Source organism: Bradyrhizobium australafricanum (genome assembly GCF_020329495.1).
Lineage (GTDB): Bacteria > Pseudomonadota > Alphaproteobacteria > Rhizobiales > Xanthobacteraceae > Bradyrhizobium > Bradyrhizobium australafricanum.
Genome location: NZ_JAGKJL010000007.1, coordinates 73,305 through 91,972, shown reverse-complemented (window position 1 = coordinate 91,972; position 18,668 = coordinate 73,305). Strand labels below are relative to the sequence as shown.

The 18,668-nt window shown below is 65.4% G+C and carries 18 protein-coding genes; 7 read left to right on the top strand and 11 right to left on the bottom strand.

Annotated features, from left to right (window positions below; genetic code table 11):
- The first annotated feature begins 43 nt into the window (after positions 1 to 43).
- Complete coding sequence (locus tag J6525_RS08835) at positions 44 to 352, top strand: hypothetical protein (RefSeq protein ID WP_225643688.1); 309 nt, start codon at positions 44 to 46, stop codon at positions 350 to 352.
- A 229-nt stretch (positions 353 to 581) separates the two neighbouring features.
- Here the strand turns inward: J6525_RS08835 and J6525_RS08830 are convergent, their stop codons facing one another.
- The 7 genes from J6525_RS08830 to J6525_RS08800 all read right to left on the bottom strand — a co-directional run bounded on the left by J6525_RS08830 (position 582) and on the right by J6525_RS08800 (position 6,718).
- Positions 582 to 1,343, bottom strand: coding sequence for an ABC transporter permease (locus J6525_RS08830; protein ID WP_028342160.1), 762 nt, complete (start codon positions 1,341 to 1,343; stop codon positions 582 to 584).
- Complete coding sequence (locus J6525_RS08825) at positions 1,340 to 2,263, bottom strand: ABC transporter ATP-binding protein (protein WP_225643686.1); 924 nt, start codon at positions 2,261 to 2,263, stop codon at positions 1,340 to 1,342. Before J6525_RS08825 ends, J6525_RS08830 begins: the two co-directional genes overlap by 4 nt.
- Positions 2,264 to 2,382: 119 nt before the next feature.
- Positions 2,383 to 2,673, bottom strand: a complete 291-nt coding sequence (locus J6525_RS08820; RefSeq protein ID WP_225643684.1) for a type II toxin-antitoxin system HicB family antitoxin — start codon at positions 2,671 to 2,673, stop codon at positions 2,383 to 2,385.
- An 8-nt stretch (positions 2,674 to 2,681) separates the two neighbouring features.
- Positions 2,682 to 2,876, bottom strand: coding sequence for a type II toxin-antitoxin system HicA family toxin (locus tag J6525_RS08815; protein ID WP_028342157.1), 195 nt, complete (start codon positions 2,874 to 2,876; stop codon positions 2,682 to 2,684).
- 71 nt (positions 2,877 to 2,947) lie between these two features.
- Positions 2,948 to 3,640, bottom strand: a complete 693-nt coding sequence (locus J6525_RS08810; RefSeq protein WP_376708459.1) for an OmpA family protein — start codon at positions 3,638 to 3,640, stop codon at positions 2,948 to 2,950.
- Positions 3,637 to 4,050 carry a hypothetical protein gene (locus J6525_RS08805; protein ID WP_225643683.1) on the bottom strand — a complete coding sequence of 138 codons (414 nt, stop codon included), beginning with the start codon at positions 4,048 to 4,050 and terminating at the stop codon, positions 3,637 to 3,639. The genes J6525_RS08810 and J6525_RS08805 overlap by 4 nt, the downstream gene beginning before the upstream one ends.
- Positions 4,051 to 4,126: 76 nt before the next feature.
- Positions 4,127 to 6,718 (bottom strand): ATP-dependent helicase, encoded by a 2,592-nt coding sequence (locus J6525_RS08800; protein WP_225643681.1) that lies wholly within the window; start codon positions 6,716 to 6,718, stop codon positions 4,127 to 4,129.
- A 292-nt stretch (positions 6,719 to 7,010) separates the two neighbouring features.
- Between J6525_RS08800 and J6525_RS08795 the strand changes: the two genes are divergently transcribed.
- Positions 7,011 to 7,184, top strand: coding sequence for a DUF1328 domain-containing protein (locus tag J6525_RS08795; protein ID WP_016846258.1), 174 nt, complete (start codon positions 7,011 to 7,013; stop codon positions 7,182 to 7,184).
- Positions 7,185 to 7,226: 42 nt separating this feature from the next.
- On the opposite strand, the gene J6525_RS08790 is transcribed toward J6525_RS08795, so the two are convergent.
- Positions 7,227 to 7,715, bottom strand: a complete 489-nt coding sequence (locus J6525_RS08790) for a thioesterase family protein (protein ID WP_225643837.1) — start codon at positions 7,713 to 7,715, stop codon at positions 7,227 to 7,229.
- 160 nt (positions 7,716 to 7,875) lie between these two features.
- Here J6525_RS08790 and J6525_RS08785 point away from each other — a divergent pair, with 160 nt between their 5' ends.
- The 3 genes from J6525_RS08785 (at position 7,876) to J6525_RS08775 (ending at position 11,444) form a co-directional block, all read left to right on the top strand.
- Entirely contained in the window at positions 7,876 to 9,300 is a 1,425-nt protein-coding gene (locus J6525_RS08785; protein WP_225643679.1) for an FAD-binding oxidoreductase, read from the top strand.
- A 135-nt stretch (positions 9,301 to 9,435) separates the two neighbouring features.
- On the top strand, positions 9,436 to 10,815 hold the full coding sequence (locus J6525_RS08780) for a Spy/CpxP family protein refolding chaperone (RefSeq protein WP_225643677.1): 1,380 nt from the start codon (positions 9,436 to 9,438) through the stop codon (positions 10,813 to 10,815).
- Positions 10,816 to 11,051: 236 nt separating this feature from the next.
- The gene (locus J6525_RS08775; protein WP_092088648.1) at positions 11,052 to 11,444 is read left to right on the top strand and encodes a hypothetical protein; all 393 of its coding nucleotides are present in this window, start codon (positions 11,052 to 11,054) and stop codon (positions 11,442 to 11,444) included.
- 310 nt (positions 11,445 to 11,754) lie between these two features.
- Here J6525_RS08775 and J6525_RS08770 read toward each other — a convergent pair whose 3' ends face one another.
- The 3 genes from J6525_RS08770 to J6525_RS08760 form a co-directional block, all read right to left on the bottom strand.
- The gene (locus tag J6525_RS08770) at positions 11,755 to 13,443 is read right to left on the bottom strand and encodes a SulP family inorganic anion transporter (RefSeq protein ID WP_225643675.1); all 1,689 of its coding nucleotides are present in this window, start codon (positions 13,441 to 13,443) and stop codon (positions 11,755 to 11,757) included.
- Positions 13,444 to 13,534: 91 nt separating this feature from the next.
- Entirely contained in the window at positions 13,535 to 14,266 is a 732-nt protein-coding gene (locus J6525_RS08765; protein WP_016846251.1) for a cytochrome c biogenesis CcdA family protein, read from the bottom strand.
- Between the two features lie 598 nt (positions 14,267 to 14,864).
- On the bottom strand, positions 14,865 to 15,605 hold the full coding sequence (locus tag J6525_RS08760; protein WP_225643673.1) for a FadR/GntR family transcriptional regulator: 741 nt from the start codon (positions 15,603 to 15,605) through the stop codon (positions 14,865 to 14,867).
- Between the two features lie 160 nt (positions 15,606 to 15,765).
- Here J6525_RS08760 and J6525_RS08755 point away from each other — a divergent pair, with 160 nt between their 5' ends.
- Together J6525_RS08755 and J6525_RS08750 are read left to right on the top strand one after the other, a co-directional pair.
- Positions 15,766 to 16,797 carry a TRAP transporter substrate-binding protein gene (locus J6525_RS08755; RefSeq protein ID WP_225643670.1) on the top strand — a complete coding sequence of 344 codons (1,032 nt, stop codon included), beginning with the start codon at positions 15,766 to 15,768 and terminating at the stop codon, positions 16,795 to 16,797.
- 9 nt (positions 16,798 to 16,806) lie between these two features.
- Positions 16,807 to 18,663, top strand: coding sequence for a TRAP transporter large permease (locus J6525_RS08750; protein WP_225643668.1), 1,857 nt, complete (start codon positions 16,807 to 16,809; stop codon positions 18,661 to 18,663).
- Positions 18,664 to 18,668: the final 5 nt, after the last annotated feature.

Below are 18,668 nucleotides of genomic sequence, written 5' to 3'. Positions count from 1 at the left end.
CCCCGCCCGGCGGCGCGTCCGCGCCGCGCATCAAGGAATCCAGATGAACAACACCAAGGTGAAGACCGCGGCCGTCGTCCCAGCCGGCCTCTCCGCGCGGCTCCTGCTTGCGGCCGCAGCCCTCGCTTTGACGCTGGTCGCAGTCCCCCATGCCGGTCATGCCCAGGGCATCGTCCGCGGCGCCCATGAGGGCGCCTATGAGGGCAATCGGGTCGCAGGCCCGGTGGGCGGCGCCGGTGTCGGTGGCGCCATGGGCGCGGTCAAGGGCGTGTTCGGCATCCCCGATCGCGGTTACCGCCGTGGCCACCGCTGCCGCGGCTATTACCGCCACGGCCATTTCCACTGCTATTGATCGTTGAAGAACCTGTAGCCCGGATGGAGAGAAGCGAAATCCGGGTTCTGCAGGCTTGGCGATAAGGTCCCGGATTGCGCTTCGCTCCATCCGGGCTACGGCGAGCGTCATTCCGGGGCATGCGAAGCATGAACCCGGAATCTCGAAGTGACGGCGCGAGATTCCCCGATGCGCAATTGCGCATCTGAGGTTCGCGCTAAGGCGCGCCCCGGAATGACTTGCTTGCAAGTCAGTTCTTCAGCCGGTAGCCGGTCCTGAAGATCCACGCCACGATGGCCATGCAGGCCACGAGGAATCCCACGGTCATGCCGAGGCTCAGCGGCACGCTGACATCGGCGATCTCGTAGAAGCTCCAGCGGAAGCCGGAGATCAAATAGACCACGGGATTGAGCAGGGTGATGGTGCGCCAGCCCGACGGCAGCATGTTCACCGAATAGAAGCTGCCGCCGAGAAAGGTCAGCGGCGTCACCACCAGCATCGGGATCATCTGCAGCTTCTCGAAGCCGTCGGCCCAGATGCCGATGATGAAGCCGAACAGGCTGAAGGTGACCGCCGTCAGCACCAGGAAGGTCAGCATCCACACCGGATGCTGGATATGCAAGGGGACGAAAAGCCCGGCCGTCGCCAGGATGATCAGGCCGAGGATGATCGACTTGGTGGCGGCGGCGCCGACATAGCCGATGACGATCTCGAAATAGGAGATCGGCGCCGACAGGATCTCGTAGATCGTGCCGACGAATTTCGGGAAGTAGATGCCGAACGAGGCGTTGGAGATGCTCTGGGTCAGCACCGACAGCATCACGAGTCCCGGCACGATGAAGGTGCCGTAGCTGACGCCCTCGACCTCGGTGATGCGCGAGCCAATCGCGGCGCCGAACACCACGAAATACAGCGAGGTCGACACCACGGGCGAGACGATGCTCTGCAGCAGCGTGCGCCAGGTGCGCGCCATTTCGAACAGATAGATGGCCCGGATTGCGCGGTAATTCATGGCGCCCTCACGAGGCTGACGAAGATATCCTCGAGCGACGACTGCCTGGTATCGAGGTCCGAGATGCGGATGCCGGCATTGCGCAGATCGTTGAGCAGGCTGGTGATGCCGGTGCGATCGCCCTTGGTATCGTAGTCATAGGTCACGGTGCGGCCATCGTCGGACAATTCGAGATTGTAGGCAGACAGAACATCGGGAATGGCCTCGAGCTTGTTCTGCAACTGCAGGGTCAGCTCCTTCTTGCCGAGCTTCTGCATCAAGGTCGCCTTGTCCTCGATCAGGATGATCTCGCCCTTGTTGATGACGCCGATGCGGTCGGCCATCTCCTCGGCTTCCTCGATATAGTGCGTGGTGAGGATAATGGTGACGCCGGAAGCCTGCAGCGTGCGGACCACCTCCCACATGCCCTTGCGCAATTCGACGTCGACCCCGGCGGTGGGCTCGTCGAGGAACAGGATCTGCGGTTCGTGCGACAGCGCCTTGGCGATCATCACGCGGCGCTTCATGCCGCCGGACAGCGTGATGATCTTGTCGTCCTTCTTGTCCCACAGCGACAGGTCGCGCAGCACCTTCTCGATATGGGCGGGGTTCTTCGGCTTGCCGAACAGGCCGCGGCTGAAGCTGACGGTCGCCCACACCGACTCGAACGCGTCGGTGTGCAGTTCCTGCGGAACCAGCCCGATCATCGACCGCGCCGCGCGATAGTCGGCGATGATGTCGTGCCCGCCGATCGTGATGCGGCCCTCGCTCGGATTGGCGATGCCGCAAATGATGCTGATCAGCGTGGTCTTGCCGGCGCCGTTCGGCCCGAGCAGCGCGAAGATCTCGCCCTTGACGATATCGAGATTGATGCCCTTCAGCGCCTTGAAGCCGGAGCCATAGGTTTTTGAAAGATTGGATACGGAAATGATCGGCGACATGGAGGATCGAAAGCGTGAGGGAAGGGCGCGCGCGGATTGGGGCCCGGGCGGGCAAGATGCGGGTCAAGCGCAGATAGGGACGGACAATCCGTTCTGCAATCGCCCGCCAGGGCAGAAATTTATTCCGCGGCGTGCGCTCTGACGGGCAGTTCGACCAAGGCGACCATGTAGGTTTTCAGGTCGTCGGCGACTTCGGGGTCTGCCTTCAGCTCGGTCAATGTCCGGGGACGGGGCAGTTCCTGTCCATCGTCCCTTAGGCCCTCGGCATAGAGCTCCAGCGCCTCAGGGGCATTGCGCAAAGCCTCGTCGATATCATCGCCCGCGGACGTGCAGCCGGGCAGGTCCGGAAACCAGACGCCTACGGCGTAGTCCGGTCCGGCGTCCTCAATGATGGCAACGTAGTGAGCCAAGGTGTGCCTCAATCGGGTTTCCAGCCCGCTCCCCTATAAATGGCACGCACCAAGCCTTTTCCCAAGTCCTTCTTGGGGTGCGGAACGACCAGCGTTTCGCCCGATCGGGGGTTCTTGAAGACGTGGTGAGAACCGGCAACGCGGACGAGACTCCATCCCTCTCGCTCCAGGCGCCGAATGATATCGCGGCTGTTGGTCAACATGGCAATTCCGAGAACCAAGCGATCCGGACGTAATGGTCCGAATCATGCCGCGTTAAAGTGAGCGGATCAGGCTAGTGCTTCTTCGCTGACTTCGCCGGCTTCTTGGCGGCGGCCGCCGGGGCAGGGTGCGCGGGCGGCGCGCTGTCGGCGACCTTCGCGACCAGCATGATCTGCACCTGGTTGTTGACCGGCGCGTTGGGCTTGGCGGGATCGAGCAATTGCTCTTCGCCGAGCCCGACCGATTGCAGGCGCTTCGGTGTGATCTTGAAGGTGTTGACCAGGATGTCGCGGATCGCGTCGGCGCGCCGTTGGCTCAGCAGCACATTGTTCTCGCGTCGTCCGGTCGATTCGATGTGGCCGACGATCAGGAAGGTGTAGGGCAGCAGCGAGGAGTGCGTCAGCGCATCGGCGATCCGCCCGACCGTCTGATACGATTCCGGCAGCACGATCGGCGTGTCGACGTCGAACGCGATGTCGACGTTGAACGTCGGCAGCTTGGTCAGATCTGGAGCGATCGGCGGCCGCTTCGAGGGCGGCGGCTCGTTCTTCGATCGCGACTTCGATCGTTCGGCCACCTGCTGGCGCAGCGCGGGGACATCGATCTCGGCGTCTGTCTCAAAATGATTGAGCTTGGCGATGACGTCGTCGCGCGTGATGGCGGTCTGTGCACGACCCAGTGAAATCGGCATCGCCAGCAAAGCCAGCGTGCCCAGCAGGGCCAAAAGGCCAGGATCGCGCAAGCCTCGCCTCGACAGCCGCATCATTGATACCCCGCGTCATTGATCGCCTGGGCGCAGTTGCGGCTGAGGCCCTTGGCGCTGACGAGGCAGGGCACCGACTTGCTGGTCTCCTTGGTCGAGCCGCCGCAAACCTTGACGATCTCGCGGGTGCAGGCGTTCGCAACGGTGACGCGCGCCGCGATCCGCTTCTGGATCGCATCGAGGGTGGAGAAGTAGCTCTCCTTGCACTGCGGCGATATCACGTCGCGGTTGCGCGACAGGCATTCCTTGAGGCGGTTGGAGTCGAGATTGACGCCGCGGCAGTTCGCGGTGATGTCGGCGCCGCAGGCCTTGGCCAGTTGCGCTGCCGAATCGCCAAAGCTCATCGTCTCCGCGACCGCCAGCGACGGCGCAGTGAGCGCGATGACAAAAAGGAAAAACCTCCCCCGGACCATGGGGCCATCTCAACCCATGAAATCAACTGGGGTCAAGGGCTACGAACAGGGAAGGCCGCCAAAGAAGGTCGCTATGTCACACCCGTTCCACAAAGCTGTCGACCACCTTCTTCTCGCCGGCCTTCTCGAAGGCGATGGTCAGCTTGTTGCCGTCGATCTTCACCACATGGCCGTAGCCGAATTTCTGGTGAAACACCCGGTCATCCAGCGAAAATTCCGACGTTGTGCCGGTTGACTTCGCCACCAGCTCGCCTTCGATCACCATCGGGCCGCGCTTGGTGCGATTGAAGCTTTCGGAGGAAAAGGAGGATTGCCGCTCCTCGAAGCCGCTGCCGCTTCGGCCCCCGCCGCCGCGGTTGCGGTTGGCCTGGGCGCGCTGCCAGCCCGGGGTCGAATAGCTCGAGCCGAATGATTCGAGGTTGTCGAAGCGCGAGGCGCCGTAGCCGCCGCTGCCGCCCCAGCCCGATCCGCCCTTGGATTCGGTGATCTCGACATTGTGCGCCGGCAGCTCGTCGAGGAAGCGCGAGGGGATCGTGGTCGACCAGGTGCCATGGATGCGGCGGTTGGTGGCGAAATAGATCTTGGCGCGGCGGCGGGCGCGGGTCAGCCCGACATGGGCGAGGCGGCGCTCCTCCTCGAGCCCGGCGCGGCCCTGTTCGTCCAGCGTGCGCTGGCTCGGAAACAAGCCTTCCTCCCAGCCCGGCAGGAACACGTTGTCGAATTCCAGTCCCTTGGCCGAATGCAGCGTCATCAGCGACACCGCCTCGTCGCCGGCCTCGCCGTCGCGGTCCATCACCAGCGAGATATGTTCGAGAAACCCTTGCAGGTTCTCGAATTCCTCCATCGAACGCACCAGCTCCTTGAGGTTCTCCAGCCGGCCGGCGGCATCAGCCGAGCGGTCCTTCTGCCACATCTCGGTGTAGCCGCTCTCGTCGAGCACGATCTCGGCGAGCTCGGTATGCGAGGTGACCTCGCGCTGGGCGCGCCAGCGGTCGAACTGCATGACGAGATCGCGCAACGACCCGCGCGCCTTCGGCTTCAGCTCGTCGGTCTCGACCACGGCGCGCGCCGCCTCGAACAGCGGAATGCGGCGCTTGCGGGCATGGTCGTGCAGCAGCTGCACGGTGGCGTCGCCGAGCCCCCGCTTGGGTACGTTGACGATGCGCTCGAAGGCGAGATCGTCGGCCGGCGAATTGATGGTGCGCAAATAGGCCAGCGCATCGCGGATTTCGGCGCGCTCGTAGAATCGGGGGCCGCCGATCACGCGGTAGGGCAGGCCGAGCGTGACGAAGCGGTCTTCGAACTCGCGCATCTGGAACGAGGCGCGCACAAGGATGGCGACGTCGTTGAGGTTTTCGCCCGCGCGCTGCAGCTCCTCGAGCTCCTCGCCGATCGCGCGTGCTTCCTCTTCCGAATCCCAGGAGCCGGTGACGGTGACCTTCTCGCCGTCGACATCCTCGGTGCGCAGGGTCTTGCCGAGCCGGCCTTCATTATGCGCGATCAGATGCGAGGCCGCTGCCAGGATGTGGCCGGTGGAGCGATAATTGCGCTCGAGGCGGATGACCTTGGCGCCGGGAAAATCGTGCTCGAAGCGCAGGATGTTGTCGACCTCGGCGCCGCGCCAGCCATAGATCGACTGGTCGTCGTCGCCGACGCAGCAGATGTTCTTGAGGGGTTGTTGCGTGGTGACGTTTTCCTCGTCATTCCGGGGCGCACCGCCAGGTGCGAACCCGGAATCTCGAGTTGGGTCCTCATTGCTTCGGGATTCCGGGTTCGCCTCTTCGAGGCGCCCCGGAATGACTGGCGCGTTGGTTGCTCCCGGAATGACGTCGGCAAGGCGTCGCTCCGGCCGCGACGGCGCCTGCGACAGCAGGCGCAGCCACAGATACTGCGCGACGTTGGTGTCCTGATATTCGTCGACCAGGATGAACCTGAAGCGGTTCTGGTACTGCCGCAGCACATCCGGATTTTCGCGGAACAGGCGGATGTTCTCGAGCAGCAGGTCGCCGAAATCGGCCGCGTTGAGGATCTTCAGCCGCTCCTGATAGGTCGCGTAGATCTTGCCGCCCTTGCCGTTGCCGAACGAGGCCGCTTCGCCCGCCGGCACCTGCGACGGCGACAGGCCGCGGTTCTTCCAGCCGTCGATCAGGCCGGCCAGCATCCGCGCCGGCCAGCGCTTGTCGTCGATGTTCTCGGCCTGCAGCAATTGCTTCAACAGCCGCACCTGGTCGTCGACGTCGAGCACCGTGAAGTTGGATTTCAGCTGCACCAGCTCGGCATGGATGCGCAGGATGCGGCCGCCGATCGAGTGGAAGGTGCCGAGCCACGGCATGCCCTCGACCGCCTGGCCGAGCATCTGGCCGAGCCGCAGCTTCATCTCGCGCGCCGCCTTGTTCGTGAAAGTCACCGACAGGATTTCGTGCGGCCGCGCGCGGCCCTGGCTCAGGATATGCGCGATGCGCGTGGTCAGGACGCGTGTCTTGCCGGTGCCGGCGCCGGCAAGCACCAGCACGGGGCCGTCGAGCGTCTCGACCGCCTCGCGCTGCTCCGGATTGAGGCCGTTCAGATATTGCGGACCGGCCGCCGCCCGCGCACGCGCGGCGATGCCGCCAGCCGCCGGCTGGTGCTCGGGAACGCCGTGATGGGGCAATTTGCTCGGCTCGGTCATTGGCGAATCGTCTCGGCCCCACGATGGCACCGCAGGATGGTGAAGGGGAGCCTTCTTAACAGGGATTGAAGGCCATATAGGGCCTGATCGGCCGTTTTGACAGGTTTTATCGCGGCTGGCGGGAACGCTTTTGGCAGCAGCCCACACTCAATCCCGGTTCCGGAAATCGGCGAAAATTTCGCGGTTTCATGCTCAGGAACCAGCATTTCCCCGCCGGATTGTTCAACAGGTGCGGCGCTGGGCAGAGATCCGCGCCAAGCAACAACAGGGAAAACGAAGCGGAGTTTTGATCATGCTGAGCTGGGTCGTCACGTTCCTGGTCATCGCCCTGATCGCGGGCATTTTGGGCTTTGGCGGCATCGCCGGCGCCTCCGTCGAAATCGCCAAGGCGATCTTCTTCATCGCCGTCATCCTGTTTCTGGTGTCGGCAGTGGTCGGATTGGTGCGCGGCCGCACAAGGGTCTAGCGAGGCCGCCAACCGGCGGCCGCTTCGCCTCAAAACGCCAAGTTATTTCGCCGAGGGCATCGCTACGTTGCGGCCGATGCCCTCGGGACGCGGCACGCCCGCATAGCTGTCCACGATCGCTTGCGCACGGGCGCGGATATCGGGCGGAAACGGCGCCACCTTGCGCGCCGCCATGTCGATGTGCAGCGTGAGGTTTTCCGAGGTCGCGGAGAGCCAGCCCTCGGTGGCATGGCGCAGTTCCTCGAACGTGTGCAGCCGCTTCTCGTCGGCGCCGAGCAGGTAGACCTGGACTTGCACGGGATCGCCGAGATGAATCTCCCTGAGGTAGCGGACGTGGCACTCGGCGGTGAAGGTCGAGCAGTGCCGCGCCTTCATGTAGTCCGGCCCGATGCCGAGCTGCAGCCACATCTCGTCGATGGCGCGGTCGAACATCACATTGTAGTAGGCCATGTTGAGATGGCCGTTGTAGTCGATCCATTGCGGCTCGATCTGCATCACCGAGGATCTGAACGGAGCCGATGGAAGCGGCATCTCGCTGGTGGCAGTCGCTGAAGTCATGATCCGTCCCCGGTTCGTTGGCGTTCGAGCATGAGCTTTTCTGTGACTCCGGCGTCCACTTTTTCAAGTCAGGCTCTCTTGACCCCTTATACAAGCTTTGCCACGGTCGGCTAAAGGTGGGAGGAAATTTGACGTGGCGACAACGATTTCGGGCAATGTGACGCGACCTGATCCGCAGGCCCTGAAGCGCGCGATCGACGCGCTGGCGGCGCGGTTCGGCAACCGGCTCGTCACGTCGCAGGCGGTGCGCGAGCAGCACGCCCATACCACCACATGGCTGCCGACCCAGCCGCCGGACGCCGTCGTGATGGCGCAGGAAACCGCTGACATCCAGGACGTGGTGCGAATCTGCGCCGCCAATCGCGTGCCGGTCATCGCCTTCGGTACCGGAACCTCGCTCGAGGGTCAGGTCAACGCGCCCGTGGGCGGCATCTGCATCGATCTGCGCGACATGAACAAGGTGCTCGAGGTCCATGCTGAGGACCTCGACTGCGTGATCCAGCCCGGCGTGACGCGGAAGGCGCTCAACGAGCATCTGCGCGACCAGGGCCTGTTCTTTCCGATCGATCCCGGCGCCGATGCCTCGCTCGGCGGCATGACCTCGACACGCGCCTCCGGCACCAACGCGGTGCGCTACGGCACGATGCGCGAGAACGTACTGGCGCTGAAGGTGGTGCGCGGCGACGGCGAGATCATCACGACAGGCACGCGCGCCAAGAAGTCGTCGGCCGGTTACGACCTGACGCATCTGTTCGTCGGCGCCGAAGGCACGCTCGGCATCATCTCCGAACTGACCATCCGTCTGCGCGGCATTCCCGACACGATCGCGGCGGCGGCCTGTTCGTTCGACACGGTGCGTGGCGCCTGCCAGGCGACAATCCTCGCGATCCAGACCGGCATTCCGGTCGCCAGGATCGAGCTGCTCAATGCCGCGCAGGTGAAAGCCTGCAACAGCTATTCGAAGCTGTCGCTGCCGGAGACGCCGCTGCTGCTGCTGGAATTCCACGGCAGCGAGGTCGAGGTCGCGGAGCAGTCGAAGAATTTCCGCGACATCGCCGCCGAATGCGGCGGCGGCGACTTCACCTGGACCACCAAGCCGGAAGACCGCACCAAGCTGTGGCAGGCCCGGCACGACGCCTACTGGTCGGTGAAGGCGCTGCGCCCCGGCGACAGCATCGGCGTGGTTGCGACCGACGTCTGCGTGCCGATCTCGCGACTCGCGGACTGCGTCACCGAGACCGAGGAGGATCTGCAGCGGCTCAATCTGCTGTCGCCGATCGTCGGCCATGTCGGCGACGGCAACTTCCACTGCTCGCTGCTCTGCGACGTCAACGACAAGGGCGAGATGGCGCGCGGCGAGGAGTTCATGCACCGCCTGGTCGAGCGCGCCCAGGCCATGGACGGCACCTGCACCGGCGAGCACGGCATCGGCCAGGGCAAGCAGAAATACTTGCAGGCCGAGCTCGGCCCGGAGGCGCTCGACGCGATGCGGGCGCTGAAGCAGGCCCTCGACCCGCAAAACATCTTCAATCCCGGGAAGATCGTCCCGGCCGCCTGAGCGTCGTCACGCCGCGGAGCGTTCGCGAGCCCGCGCGCGGCGCGTGTCACGCGCGGAACTTTTCCGCCCGCCCGGCGTCTCTCTTGTGCTGCGCTGTGTTGCCGCGACGTGCGTGGTGCGCGGAGGGAGGACGCCGTGATCGGACGGGCAATCGGAATTGCGGTCGTGGTGCTTGCGATGGCGCTGTCGGGCGACGCGATCGCCCGAGGCGGCGGTGGACATGGTGGCGGCCATGGCGGAGGGCATGGCGGCGGCCATGGACATGGCGGTGGCCATGGGCACGGTGGTGGCCATGGACGTGGCGGGCATGGCTTCGGCCACATGCATTTCGGTGGCGGCCATCATGGCGGATTCGGCCGCTCGCACGCGATCTCGCGATCAGGGTTCGCCGGCCATGGCGCCTTCGCGTCGCGCGGGGGCGGCAATTTCGGCCGGATGCGCAATGCCGCAATCGCACCGGGCCATATGCGCAATACGTTCAACTCGCTGTCGCGCAACGGCGCATTGCGCAACGGCCGGCTGTTGAGCAACCCGGCAGCGCGCGCGCAGATCGCCGCGGCCGCGGCGCTCGCCGGCTGGCACGGCGGGACTGTCGCCAACGGCTGGTGGCAGCATCCCGGCGGCGGCTACGGCTGGGTTGGCCCGCTGTTCTGGCCGTTCGCGTACAACGACATCTACGACTACGCGATCTGGGGCGACGACATCGGATTCTGGGGCTACGGCTATCCGGACATCTATGCCGGCATCTTCGGGCCTTATGGGTATGACGATCTCAGGGGCTATCTGCCGGAGCGCCGGACGGGCCGCCGTTACCGCGGCGGCGGGCGTATCGAGCAGATGTGCGGCAATGACAGCCGTTCGGTCGCCGGCCTGCCGGTAGATCAGATCGCGGATGCGGTGCAGCCGACCGAAGCGCAATCGGTGGCGCTCGGCGAGCTCGGCAACGCGTCGCTCGCGGCTGCCCAGGTCATTCGCGCGGCATGTCCCGCGCAGGTGGTGTTGACGGCGCCGAACCGCCTCGCCGCCATGCAGCAGCGGATCGAAGCGATGGTCACCGCAGTCGGAATCGTGAAGCCTCCCATGGAGAAGTTCTACGGCCTGCTCGATGACGAGCAGAAGGCGCGGCTCAACGCGCTCGCCGAGAACCAGCGCAAGGAAGCCGCAGCCCGCGATCCGAACGCGACGGTTGCCCAGAGCTGCGGCGCCGCACAGCCGGCGATGCAGGAATGGCCGACCGGCGAGATCGAGGCGCGGCTGCAGCTCAGCGACGCCCAACGCGGTGCGCTTCAGGCGCTGCAGGACGCCACCGCCGACGCCGCGCGGAAGCTGAAGGCCGCGTGCCAGACCAACGAGGCGATGACCCCGCCCGCACGTCTTGCCTTCGTCGCCAAGCGGCTCGACGTCATGCTGCAGTCGGTCAAGGACGTCCGTGCCGCGCTTGAGAATTTCTACGCCACGCTCAGCGATGAGCAAAAGGCGCAGTTCGAGGCGATCGGGCCGAAACGATCGGCCTAGAGCCTCGTCGGTTCGCGTGAAAACGCGGCAAGCGAAAGCCCCGCAGCCTCGGCTCTGACGCAATCAGAACCGAAACGGGCTTTATTCCATGGGTTCGACATCAATTCGCGCGCGGACCGGCCGCGGGTGTGGCCGCCAGGCCATAGTGTGCACCTCTTGCTCGGCACCGAGTAGACTCTGCGGTTCACAGGTTGCGCCAAGGCCAGCTATGTTTGCCGCGCTTTCAAGGTGCGGCGATGTGGTGGTTCAGCAAGGACGAGCACAAGGATATCTGGGACGATCCCGTCGCGCACCCGCTCGGCGACATCGAAGCTGCGCAGCGGATCCGTGCGATCTGCCGCGATGCCGCCGGCTGTGCCGAGGCGGTCGGCTCGCCCGACAAGCGTTCAGCGAAGAAGCAGCAGATCGAGCGTGATCGCTACGAGCGTGCCGCCAAGGTCGCGATGGAGACTGCGATGAGGATCTCCGACGAGCTGGTGCGGGATTCCGCGGTGCGCGAGATCGTCGGTCTCTGCATGAAGGCCAATAACATCAAGACGGGGCGGGCGCTGCTGCGCGCCATCCACGCGGGCTCGATCAAGGCGGAAGTTTTGAGGGAGCATCCGACGCTCGAGGGCGAGCAGGCCTGAGGTCGTCCGGCAGCCCGGATGGAGCGTAAGCGAAATCCGGGACGGTTCATCAACGCGCGAGAAATCCCGGATTGCGCTTCGTTCCATCCGGGCTACGCAGCTTAATCGCCCTAAATTTGTAGCTCCGTCATTGCGAGGAGCGATAGCGACAAAGCAATCCATGCTTCCGCATATGCCACACGATGGATTGCTTCGCTTTGCTCGCAATGACGGAGGATCGTGCGTAGCCCGCATGAGCGAAGCGATATGCGGGAACGGTTTCCCCGGTATCGCTTCGCTCACCCGGGCTACGGACGGATCCCATCAACCTCTACGCCTGCCCGCCGAGCGTGCGGACCGCTTCGTCGACGCTGTGGAAGACATGGTCCCGCGGCAACACCTCGTAGAGACCGAAGCGCTCGAATGCGTCCTGCGCGCGCTCGGATTCGAGCCGCGCCACCGCCACCGTCACGCCGTCATCGCGGCATTCGCGAAACAGGTCGCGCAGCGCTTGCGCCGCCGTGAAATCGACCTCGATCATGCCGCTGGCCTCGATCACCAGCAGCCGCGGCTTGGGCGTCGTCCCGCCGATGGCCTTGAGCACGCCGCTGTGGAAGCTTTCCGCGTTGAGGAACGACAATGGCGCCTGCAGGCCGACGACGGCAATGCCGGGCTTGTGCTCGCCGGTGACATGCGGGCCCGTCGGCCACCAGATCGTGGTGCCGGGCACGTGGACGAACTCGACCAGTTGGCCGCGCGTCGTGGTCCAGATGCCGTGCAGCAGCGACAAGGCGATGCCGACCGCGACGCCTTGCTCGATCGGCAGCACGATGATCGCGGCCGCCGTCGCCACCACCAGCAGGAATTCGTAGAACGACTGGCGGAAGATCGCGACGATCTGCTTCACGCGGATGATGCGCAGCGCGACGAACAGCAGCACGCCGCCGAGTGCCGCGTCGGGCACGTGCCGCAGCAGCGTTGCGCCGAAGGCGAGCAGCGCGAGCACGATGGCCGCGGCAAACAGCCCCGAGAGTTGCGTGCGTCCGCCGGTCTCCGACACGATGCCGGTCCGCGGCGGGCTGGCGTTGACCGGAAAGGCGCCGAACAGCCCGGACAGCAGGCTGCCGGCACCGGCGCCGAGGAAGTCGCGATCGACGTCGGCCGGCTTGTCCGGATCGGACAGGAACGAGCGCGTCGTCGCCGCGGTCTGCACCATGACGACAACCGCGATCAGGATCGCCAGCGACAACAGCTTGATCCATCGCTCCGGCGCGATGTCCGGAAACGATGGCGTCGGCAGCGTCCCGGGCACGGTGCCGACCACCTTGACGCCCTTGCTTTCGAGATGGCCGGCGATCACGGCAACGGTGGCCACGACAAGGCCGATCAGCGCGCCCGGAATGCGGGCGCTGATCTTCTCCGATCCGGCGACCAGCGCCAGCACGCCGAGGCCGATCGCCAGCGTGTAGAAATTGGTTTGACCGATCTTCTCGGTGAGCACCCCGAGCTTGTAAAGCGTCGGCCCGTCCGGCGTGGTCAGGCCGAGCACGCCGGGTAATTGCGAGACCAGGATGTGGACCGAGATGCCGGCGAGGAAGCCGACCGTCACCGGCGTCGACAGTAAATTGGCGATCCAGCCGAGCTTGAACAGGCTGCCGGCGATCATGATCGCGCCGACCATCAGCGCCAGCGCCATCGCCAGCGCCTGATAGTCCGGCGAGCCGGCGGTCGCCATCAGCGCGAGGCCGCCGGCGAAGATCGGCGTGATCGAGGAGTCGGCGCCGCAGGACAGGAAGCGGTTGGCACCGAACATCGCAAAGCCGAGCGAGCCGGCCATGAAGGCGAAGAAGCCGATCTGCGGCGAGAAGCCGCCGAGCCGCGCGGTCGCCATCTGCTCCGGGATCGCAATCGCGGCGAGCGTCAGCCCGGCGATCAGGTCACCCGGCAGGTCGCTTGGCCGGAACGACCTGAGCGAACGGAAGACCGGCCAGCTGGCGCGTGTCTGACGATCCTGGCCCATCGGTGCCCCGTGAGGATTGCGACGATTTCTCGATAGTCCGACATCGCGCGGCCAAAAGCCAGCCGACGGCAGCCTGCGCCGGCGCGCAGGCCTAGCCGATATTTTGCAGCGCCGGGAAGGTTTCCAGCAGCCAGACGCTGACGCTCGAGACTGCGCCGGTCAGGAAGCCGATGCCGGTGACCACCATCAGCACGCCCATCACCCGCTCGACGGTGTCGAGATGGCGCTTCATCCGCGCGAACAGCGAGGAGAACTGCTTGACCATGAAGGCCGCAAGCAGGAACGGGATGCCGAGCCCGGCGGAATAGACCGCGAGCAGGCCGGCGCCCTTCGTCACCGTGGCCTCCGCGGCCGCGATCGAGAGGATCGCGGCGAGGATCGGCCCGATGCATGGCGTCCAGCCGAAGGCGAAGGCCAGGCCCATGACGTAGGCGCCCCACAGCCCGACCGGCTTCGGCGCGGTCAGCCGCCCCTCGCGCATCAGCAGGCCGATCCGGGTCACGCCGAGGAAGTGCAGGCCCATGATGATGATGACGATGCCCGCCAGGATCGAGAGCTCGGCCGACCAGGCGCGCACCAGCCCGCCGACAAAGGACGCGCTGGCGCCGAGCGCGACGAACACGGTGGAGAAGCCGAGTACGAACATCAGCGCCGCCGTCATCACCGCGCGCTTGGAGGCCGCGGTGGCGCCGTCCTGGTTGACCTGCTCGATGGTCGCGCCGGTCAAATAGATCAGATAGGGCGGCACCAGCGGCAGCACGCAGGGCGAGAGGAAGCTGACCAGACCGGCGATCAGGGCCGCCGGGATCGAGACGTCGTGCATCAATGAAACCTTCGCAGAATAGCGCTCCTGTCTTGGCGTCTACGAGGCCAACAATCCAGAAGTTTCGTCGTCGCAGCCTTCAACTATGGTCACAGGCCCGTGTGCGGGTCGACTCTCGTGGCAGGCGCGGAATGACGGTGAGGCGAGCACGCCGCGCGGCTCCCACTCTCGCAAGGGGGAGGGAACCCTTCCGGCGGTGCCTCGCTCACGCGTCAATCACTGATGCGGATTTTTGACCTGCAAGCGGCACCACACATTCGCTGTCGTCCCGGCCTAATGCGCAATTGCACACGGGGGTCGGGACCCATAACCACCGCTGAGCTAGGTTGCGCGACGCTGGAACGACGAGTCTCACCGACAACATCGGCCGCGGCGTATGGGTCCTGGCTTTCGCCGGGACGACGATTGGGATGTAGGGCGCGCCCCATATTCGATGTCGTCCTGGCGAAAGCCAGGACCCATTACCCCAAATGTCAGGTCTTGCGCGACGCTGGGGCCATGATCCCGGTCACAACCACTTGCGGTGGTTATGGATCCTGGCTGTCGCCAGGACGACCATGTGGAAGCAGTGAGCGCATCACGACCGCAGTCACCAACATCATCGGCGCTTGGCTGGACGTGGCGTCTCGAACTCCCTGCCGCGAATGCGCACCAGGTCGTCGGCGGAATTCGTCAGCAGCACGACCGTGGCTGTGCGCGCCGTCTCCGCATCTCCGGCGGCGATCGCGTCCAGCACCGCGCGGTGCTCGCGCAGCGCCCGCGGACGGTGCGAGCCCGGCGCTGCGATCGTAAAACTCTGGCGCAGCGTGATATCGAACATCTGCGCGATCGGCCAGAAGAATTCGTTGCGGGTGGCGAAATAGATCGCCTGGTGGAACGCGATGTCGGCGGCGACGAACTCCTCGTTGGTCTTTGCCGCGTCCATGCCGTCGCATCCGGCGCGGATGCGCGCGACGTCGACCTCCTCGGCATAAGTCGCCGCGAGCGCTGCCGCGGCCGGCTCGACCGCGGCGCGCAGCTGGAACAGCTTGGCGAGGTAACGGTCGATCTCCGCGGTCTCGAGGTGCCAGCGCAGCACGTCGGGATCGAGCTGATTCCACTGCTCGGGCGGCCGAACCCGCGTGCCGCTCTTGGGCCGCGACTCGATCAGGCCCTTGCCGGTCAAGGTGCGGATCGCCTCGCGCACCACGGTGCGGCTGACGTCCATCATCTCGCAGATCCGGATTTCCGGTGGCAACGTTTCGCCGACGCCGACCTCGCCGCGCACGATGCTGCTGCCGACGCGGTCGGTGACCTGGCTGTGCACGCTCCGACGCAACGCGTTGGATGTCTGGAACATCGAGGGCCTCGCTGCGGTTGCAGCCTGCGCCGCCGCCGAGCCGCGCCCTTGCACAACCGTATCCGTTTTGTCATACATTATGACAAATCGGCTGCCAAGCTCACGCCGTCAGGCGGGTGGCCAACACAATAAAGATCCGTCCCCGGGGAGGAGCACCAACATGACGTCGAACCGCGTGAGCCGCCGCATTGTGCTGCAGTCGTCGGTCGCAGCGACCGCGTGGCTTGCCGCCGCGCCCGCCATCATCGGCCGCGCCGAGGCTGCGGTGATGAAAGTGCGATGCTCGTCGTCGCTTCCGAACGATCCCAAATACGCCAATGGCCGCGTCTACTACGACAATCTGGTCAAGAGCCTGAAGGCGAACGGGCTCGGTGAGCAGATCGAGGTCACCTTCTTCCCCGACAACCAGCTCGGCCAGGAGATCGACGTCATCAACTCGGTGAAGCTCGGGGTGATCGACCTGATGGTGTCGGGCTCGTCGATCTCGGCGAATCTCGTGCCGCTGGTCGGCACCTTCGACCTCGGTTATCTCTTCACCAGCTTCCAGCAGCAGACCAAGGCGTTCGACGCCGGCGCGGCGAAGCCGATCGAGGCTGCGCTGCTCAAGGGCGCCGGCATTCACATCATCGGCTGGGCCTATAATTTCGGTGCGCGCAGCGTGCTGGCGAAGAAGCCGGTGAAGACGCCGGAGGATCTTGCCGGCCTGAAAATCCGCACCTTGCCCAATCCGATCATCACCGAATGCCTGCGGCTGATGGGTGCCGCCGCGACGCCGCTGGCGTTCGGCGAGATCTATACGGCGCTGCAGGCCGGCGTGCTCGACGGCCTCGAACACGATCCGCCGACGATCCTGGCGAGCAAGTTCTACGAGACCGCGAAGCATTATGCGCTGACCCAGCACATCTTCTCGCCGCTCGCGGTCTATTTCAGCGACACCAGCTTCAACCGCATGGCTCCCAAGCTGCGGGAAGGCTTTCTCGACGCGGCGAACAAGGCCGCGATCGACACCCGCGCGCACGGCCTTGCGGTGGAGAAGGAGGCGCTGGCGGCGCTGGTGGAGAAGGGCGTCACCGTCGTCGAATGCGACAAGGAGGCATACCGCAAGCGCGTGCTGCCGCAGACCGACAATTTCATCAAGGCGCGGCCCGAGGCCAAGGCCGTCGTCGACCTGATCCGCGCCACCCAGGCCTGAGGTCGGCGCATGTCAGTCGCCGCAGTCGAGGCGAGAAGCAGCGCTGATCGGATCACGGCGCCGCTGCTTGCCGTTAGTGATGCGACCGCCGCGCTCCTGCTTGCCGCCGATCTCGTGGTGGTCTGCGTCTCGGTGCTGGCCCGCTTCCTGTTCAATGCGCCGGTCGAATGGTCCGACGACGTCGCCCGCGGCCTGATGGTCGGGTCGAGCTTCTTCGGCGCGGCAAGCGCGCTCGCCCGCAGCGAAAATCTCGGCGTCGCCTTCTTCGTCAACATGCTGCCGCCGGGCGTGCGGCGGGTGGTCGACGCGGTCGGTGCGCTGCTCGTCACCATCATTGCCGGCTATGTCGCGTTCAACGCCGTCAAGATGGGCTGGCTGACCACCGGTCAGACTTCCGGCTCCGGCCTGCCGCTGGAATGGACGTTCTATCCAATGGGCGTCGGCGCGGCGTTCATGACGATCTTCGCGTTCGAGACGTTCTGTGGCCGGCCGCTGCGCGACATGACGGTGGCCATCGTCGCGACTGCCGTCATCGTGGGTCTCTATCTCGCTTGGGATGCATTCGCACCATCGTCCGTACCGTCATCGCAAACGTTGATGCTGATCGGCTTCCTCCTCACGCTGTTCGGCGGACTGCCGATCGGTTTTGCGCTGGCGCTGGCGGCGCTGATCTTCATCTGGGTCGAGGGCACGCTGCCCGGCGTGATCTTCGCCCAGCAGATGGCGCGCGGCATCGACAATTTCGTGCTGCTCGCGATCCCGTTCTTCATCCTGGTCGGCTACCTGATGGAAGCCAACGGCATGTCGGTCCGGCTGATCGAATTGCTGCAGCGCGCGGTTGGACGGATGCGCGGCGGGCTCAACGTCGTCATGGTGATGTCGATGGTGCTGTTCTCCGGCATCTCGGGCTCCAAGATGGCCGACGTTGCCGCGGTCGGCTCGGTGCTGATCCCGGCGGCGCGCCGCTCGCGGCAGAACCCGGGCGGAGCGGTGGCGCTGCTCGCCGCCTCCGCTGTCATGGCGGAGACCATTCCGCCCTGCATCAACCTCATCATCCTCGGCTTCGTCGCCAACCTGTCGATCGGCGGACTGTTCGTCGCCGGCATGTTGCCGGCCGCGCTGATGGCGCTGGCGCTGATCGCGGTGTCGATCATCTTCGGCAAGCGCCCCGCGGCGAACGTGGAAGCCGAGCCGCGCGCCGCGGTATCGGGGCTCTGGACCGGTGCGATCGCCTCGTTCGGGCTGATCTTCATGATCTTCTTCGGCTTCAAGAGCGGCTTTGCCACCGCGACCGAAATCTCCGCCTTCGCCGCGGTCTACGCCATCGCCGTCGGCAGCCTGCTGTTCCGCGAGCTCGGCGCGAGGAGTCTGGCGCACTGCTTCGTGCAGTCGGCTGTTCGTTCGGGGCTGGTGCTGTTCATCGTCGCCGCGGCGCAGTCACTGGCCTTCATCCTGACGCTGCAGCAGGTGCCGCATGCCGTCGGCGACCTCATGCTGGCGATCTCGGGCAGCCACGGCGTCTGGCTGTTCATGCTGCTGTCGATCCTGGTGCTGGTGGTGATGGGCTCGGTGCTCGAAGGCGCCGCGGCGCTGATCATTTTCGGCCCGCTGCTGCTGCCGGTTGCCGTCAAGCTCGGCATCGATCCACTGCATTTCGGCGTCGTGCTTGTGATCGCGATGGGGCTCGGGCTCTTTGCGCCGCCACTTGGCCTTGGGCTCTACGGCGCCTGCCTGATCGGCAACGTGCCGATCGAGCAGACCATCAAGCCGATCGCGGGCTATCTCGGCCTGCTGTTGCTGTGCCTGCTGGTGATCGCCTTCGTGCCCGCCATCAGCACGGCCTTGCCGCATGCGCTCGGCTATTAGGGGAA

Bases quoted from the DNA above. Each gene is read 5' to 3' on its own strand.
- J6525_RS08835 (WP_225643688.1), top strand. From the start codon at position 44: ATGAACAACACCAAGGTGAAGACCGCGGCCGTCGTCCCAGCCGGCCTC.
- J6525_RS08830 (WP_028342160.1), bottom strand. From the start codon at position 1,343: ATGAATTACCGCGCAATCCGGGCCATCTATCTGTTCGAAATGGCGCGC.
- J6525_RS08825 (WP_225643686.1), bottom strand. From the start codon at position 2,263: ATGTCGCCGATCATTTCCGTATCCAATCTTTCAAAAACCTATGGCTCC.
- J6525_RS08815 (WP_028342157.1), bottom strand. From the start codon at position 2,876: ATGTTGACCAACAGCCGCGATATCATTCGGCGCCTGGAGCGAGAGGGA.
- J6525_RS08810 (WP_376708459.1), bottom strand. From the start codon at position 3,640: ATGATGCGGCTGTCGAGGCGAGGCTTGCGCGATCCTGGCCTTTTGGCC.
- J6525_RS08805 (WP_225643683.1), bottom strand. From the start codon at position 4,050: ATGGTCCGGGGGAGGTTTTTCCTTTTTGTCATCGCGCTCACTGCGCCG.
- J6525_RS08800 (WP_225643681.1), bottom strand. From the start codon at position 6,718: ATGACCGAGCCGAGCAAATTGCCCCATCACGGCGTTCCCGAGCACCAG.
- J6525_RS08795 (WP_016846258.1), top strand. From the start codon at position 7,011: ATGCTGAGCTGGGTCGTCACGTTCCTGGTCATCGCCCTGATCGCGGGC.
- J6525_RS08790 (WP_225643837.1), bottom strand. From the start codon at position 7,715: ATGCCGCTTCCATCGGCTCCGTTCAGATCCTCGGTGATGCAGATCGAG.
- J6525_RS08775 (WP_092088648.1), top strand. From the start codon at position 11,052: ATGTGGTGGTTCAGCAAGGACGAGCACAAGGATATCTGGGACGATCCC.
- J6525_RS08770 (WP_225643675.1), bottom strand. From the start codon at position 13,443: ATGGGCCAGGATCGTCAGACACGCGCCAGCTGGCCGGTCTTCCGTTCG.
- J6525_RS08765 (WP_016846251.1), bottom strand. From the start codon at position 14,266: ATGCACGACGTCTCGATCCCGGCGGCCCTGATCGCCGGTCTGGTCAGC.
- J6525_RS08760 (WP_225643673.1), bottom strand. From the start codon at position 15,605: ATGTTCCAGACATCCAACGCGTTGCGTCGGAGCGTGCACAGCCAGGTC.
- J6525_RS08755 (WP_225643670.1), top strand. From the start codon at position 15,766: ATGACGTCGAACCGCGTGAGCCGCCGCATTGTGCTGCAGTCGTCGGTC.
- J6525_RS08750 (WP_225643668.1), top strand. From the start codon at position 16,807: ATGTCAGTCGCCGCAGTCGAGGCGAGAAGCAGCGCTGATCGGATCACG.